Below are 4,192 nucleotides of genomic sequence, written 5' to 3'. Positions count from 1 at the left end.
TCTGATCCGCCTGGTCGGACAGGACACGCGGGGGAGTGTCGCCGATCAGATCTCCGCCCTCCTCGACGGGACGGGCTACCGGACGATGTTGCGCGAGAGCCGGGCCGAGACCACCGAGGATCGGCTGGAGAATCTGCAGGAGTTGCTCGAAATCGCCGGCGGATTTCATACTGCGCGCGAACTGCTCGATCATGCGGCCCTCGCCACATCCGGGCCGGGCGAGGATCGGACCGATCGGGTAAAGATGATGACCCTGCACAAGGCCAAGGGGCTCGAATTCCCGCATGTGTTTCTACCGGGCTGGGAAGCGGGCGCGTTTCCACCGCCTTATGGCGATGCCGCGGAGGAACGGCGGCTTGCCTATGTCGCGCTCACGCGCGGGATGCGCCGGGTGACGGTCTCGCATTGCGAATACCGGCGCGGTTACGAGGTGCCTTCGCTGTATGTCGAGGACATTCCGTTCGAGCACAAAGTGAGTGGCTGGTTGCGCGCGGCCGGGCCGGTGAAGGCGACCCGCACGCGCCGCGCGGAAGCGATTCTGGCATGGCCGACGGATGCCGAGATCGTCGGACGGATGGGATCGTAGCGGCATGACGAAGGACATCTCGATCGAGGCGGTCGAGCCTGAGTTCTTTCGGGACATGCCGGATCAACGCTGGCATGGGCCGGCGTTCGCGGAAGGAGCCGCCTGATGGGGCTCGAAGATCGCGACTGGTTTCAGGAGGGGCGAGCGGAGCGGATGCGCAAGGCAAAATCCGCTCCTCAATCGCCACCTCACCCGCCCAGGAATCCTCCGTATACGATCGATCATGTCCCCTTCAGGTCGGGGCGTCGGGTTTCGTTTGATCCGACGTCTTTGCTGTGGATCGCCGGTCTGTTCGGGATAGCCCTTCTGGTCGGCAGGTATGTCGATGGGCAGGGTAGCGGTTTCGGGTCTTCGTTCGGTCCTTTTGCGGTCATGCGGGCGGAACCGTTTCCGGCAAATGACACGGTTCGCTGGCTGTCGACCCGGCCGCCCGGCACGACGCTGGCCAATTTCACGGTCATCGCGCCCCATACCGGACCCCGCTATTATTTCGTCGAATTGAGCGCCGAGGGGACGCACCAGCCGGTCGTGCAATTTTGTCTCTGGCGCGGGATGTCGGTCTCGCTCCGCCTTCAACTCGGGGAATACCGGCTGCGCTATGCGGAAGGATCCAGCTGGTACGGAAGCGAGCGTCTGTTCGGGGGCAACGGCCAGATTTTCGAGGCGGACCACCCGCTGGCACTGTTCACCATGAGGAACGGCGTCATGGGGCGCGTCGTGTACCTCCATCACGTCATCGGCGGCAACCTTCCGGTCCACCACACTGCGCGCTTCTAATGTCTGCCAAACACGAAAGCCGATTGCTGATGAAACTCTTCGAACCACCATCCTTTCAGTTTTTGTGGAATTTTGATTGACCCTGTGATGATCAGCAACATACCTTATGGAGATGTGGGTATATGGCGAAATTTCTGAATACGAGTGGCTTGAACTACCACTTGGAGGAGCTGATCAAGGGGGCGCGTGACCGGCTGGTCCTGATCAGCCCGTTCCTGCGACTCAACGATCGCATCAAGGAACTCATCGCGGACAAGAACCGCCTGAAAATCGACGTCAGGATCGTCTACGGCAAGAGCGAACTCGCGCCGGCGGAAATCGACTGGCTGCGTGGCATGACGTTCGTCCGGACGTCCTTCTGCAAAAATCTCCATGCCAAATGCTACCTCAACGAAGAGCGGTGCATCATCACAAGCCTCAATCTCTATGAGTTCTCGATGGTGAATAACAACGAGATGGGCATTCTGCTCGACCGGAGTGAAGATCCGGTCGTGTATCGAGACGCCTATGACGAAGCCCAGCGGATCGTGCGGATCAGCGAGGAAATTCGGATCACGCTCGAACGGGTCGAGAATGATGGACGCGACGCCGATGGGAATGACCAAAAAGCCGACGGCACGTCCGCGCCCGAAACCGAAAGACAGGCGATCAGCCAGACCGGCGCCTACGACAAACTGACCACCGCGAAGCTGGCGGCGCAGCTTGGTATGTCGACGCAGGATCTTTTCGACCGTCTGGTTGATACTGGTCTTGTCGAGAAAAAAGGAGAAAAGTATTTCGTGACCGAGGCGGGAAGGGCAGCAGGAGGGCGATGGATGCCGGGCAGGACGGGAGGCGGATATATTCTCTGGCCGCACGCGATGACGGTTGGTGCCCGCGCGTGTGCAGCATGACGGCGCTCGCGTCGGCCAGATCACACCGTGTCGGCGCTGGATTGCCGATCGTCCTCGCCACCCTGTCGTTGCTGGCGGGATGCACGCTCCCGCAGGCGGGCGGGGTGGGTACAGCCAACCTCAATCCGGCCGTCCTCGGCCCGCTCTACTATCGATATATTCCATCGGCGGCACATCAGATCGGACCGGATTTACCGTTTCCCGGACCGAATTATGCACAGCAGCAGCAGATCGTCTCGGTTGCGGGTTTTAATGGGGGCGAAACCGAGAAAGGCGTCGGTAATTTCGTCGATAATTTCTACGCGGGTGGTTTTCCGGCAGTCCATGCCAGTCTCCAGCGGTGCTATCAGATCTCGGCACATTATTTCCGAGATGAGTATGGGTTTAATGTCGGCCAACTCGTGCCTTGTCTGGCCGAGGACGACGCAGCCTACATCTATAATCGGATGTTGGTGCATAACTGGGGATTTGCATCTTCGCCTTATTTTACCAATGAGGAACATGCAGCTCGCACGATTAACGCATTTGCGATAGCTCATCAGAATGCGGCATCAGTCATTGAGATCAACAACGAGCTGGCGCATGACATGTTTATTCTGCTGCCGACTGAAATCGAACTCCCCCTGGTTGCGAACCGGCCGTAGATCTGATCGTGAGCGTTCGGGAAGAGGCGCACGGCCGAACCAGTTCGGCCCGGCTTGAGAGCGGCTGCGCCTCGAAAAACGCCTTCGCAAATTAACAGTCGATTTTAATTATCCCAATCGCGTGATCGCCTGAAATAGCAGTTTGGAGTGGCGATAGGATTTCGCACCGTGGTCTCGAAGGGAGATCACCATGCGTGTTTTGCATCATTCAACTATCGCTTCGGGCCTGTTCGCAGCAACACTTCTCGCCGGTTGCGCATCCGGTCCTGTCCCGAAGGTTGCGGCCAATGTCGTCACACCCGGCATGCCGAACCTCCAGATCGCCCTCAACAAGGCGATCCTGCGAACTGATCAATCGGTCGATCAACTCGACGGCGAGCCGGTAATGACGCTGGCCTCAGCACGATTGCCCGAAGCCCTGCCGGGTGAACTCGAACAACGCATTCGATGGAACTACGAGGGCAATCTCGGGCCGGCAGTCCAGGCGCTCGGCACGCTGATCAACTACCATGTGGTGATCCACCATCCGAAGGGCGTCGTCCCGGTTCTGGTCTCGGTCCACGCCGACCAGATCCCGGTCTCGACGGTGATCCGCACCCTCGGCATCGAGGCCGGCTCGCGCGCGACGGTCACAGTCATTCCCGCCGAACAGACGATCGACGTTCGGTATCCCCGGCCGGTCGCGGTGCCTGCCGCGTCGGTCCAGAAGTGAGGCGGGTGTCATGGCACGAAAATGTCGCCGTCTCCGCGCCCCCCGCCGCTCTCCGCCCCGCCCTCGTCTACCGGTCCGGATGATCCAGATCACTGACCCGATGGGCGATTTTCTGGCCGACCTCGTGTCGGGCGCGCGAAGGGGCGCGTTGTTCTTCCGTCTGGGCATCATCGATCCGTTGCCGCCCGAACTGTTCAATTCCCGAGGAGACTATCGATGAGACGAATGCTTCCTGCGGCTGCGTTGCCGGTCGCCCTGTTGCTTGCTCCGGCAGTCCGGGCGGCACAGGCGCCGTTTCCCCAGACCGGTATTTCGGCCAGTCCCGGCGTGATCGCGCGGAGCCTGCGCAACAACGCCAACCCGCTTAACAACCCCGTCGCCGGCGCACGGATCAACGGCGTTCTCACCGGCGGGCAGGCCCCGCCATCCCTCAACGAGTTGCAGTCGCTCCGGCCGCTTGCTGCGAAACACAAAACGATCTCACCGATGCGGCGCGCTGCCCTCAAGCAGAACGCGTTGTCCTATGGCGCGCAGGGCGGATTGGCCGCGGAAAGCTATGCGATCAATCTGATGCTGGTGA

General features: G+C 60.5%; 5 protein-coding genes and 1 pseudogene. All 6 read left to right on the top strand.

Annotation, left to right across the window (positions count from 1 at the left end; all coding sequences use genetic code 11):
• Positions 1-586 (top strand): 3'-5' exonuclease (locus ACP5E6_RS16695; protein WP_427956045.1); only part of this gene is annotated, 586 nt, incomplete at its 5' end.
• Between the two features lie 270 nt (positions 587-856).
• Positions 857-1,363, top strand: coding sequence for a hypothetical protein (locus ACP5E6_RS16690; RefSeq protein ID WP_427956042.1), 507 nt, complete (start codon positions 857-859; stop codon positions 1,361-1,363).
• 122 nt (positions 1,364-1,485) lie between these two features.
• Positions 1,486-2,256, top strand: coding sequence for a phospholipase D family protein (locus ACP5E6_RS16685; protein ID WP_427956040.1), 771 nt, complete (start codon positions 1,486-1,488; stop codon positions 2,254-2,256).
• Positions 2,253-2,900, top strand: coding sequence for a hypothetical protein (locus ACP5E6_RS16680; RefSeq protein WP_427956037.1), 648 nt, complete (start codon positions 2,253-2,255; stop codon positions 2,898-2,900). Before ACP5E6_RS16685 ends, ACP5E6_RS16680 begins: the two co-directional genes overlap by 4 nt.
• A gap of 190 nt (positions 2,901-3,090) precedes the next feature.
• Positions 3,091-3,612: a DotD/TraH family lipoprotein gene (locus ACP5E6_RS16675; RefSeq protein WP_427956035.1), complete on the top strand. Its 522-nt coding sequence runs from the start codon at positions 3,091-3,093 to the stop codon at positions 3,610-3,612.
• A 216-nt stretch (positions 3,613-3,828) separates the two neighbouring features.
• Positions 3,829-4,192: pseudogene (locus ACP5E6_RS16670) on the top strand (conjugal transfer protein TraI); the annotation flags it as partial.

The sequence above is a fragment of the Acidiphilium sp. genome (assembly GCF_049977125.1).
In the GTDB taxonomy this organism is placed as follows: Bacteria; Pseudomonadota; Alphaproteobacteria; order Acetobacterales; family Acetobacteraceae; genus Acidiphilium.
This window is presented reverse-complemented; position numbering and strand designations above follow the sequence as displayed.

Bases quoted from the DNA above. Each gene is read 5' to 3' on its own strand.
- ACP5E6_RS16685 (WP_427956040.1), top strand. From the start codon at position 1,486: ATGGCGAAATTTCTGAATACGAGTGGCTTGAACTACCACTTGGAGGAG.
- ACP5E6_RS16675 (WP_427956035.1), top strand. From the start codon at position 3,091: ATGCGTGTTTTGCATCATTCAACTATCGCTTCGGGCCTGTTCGCAGCA.
- ACP5E6_RS16680 (WP_427956037.1), top strand. From the start codon at position 2,253: ATGACGGCGCTCGCGTCGGCCAGATCACACCGTGTCGGCGCTGGATTG.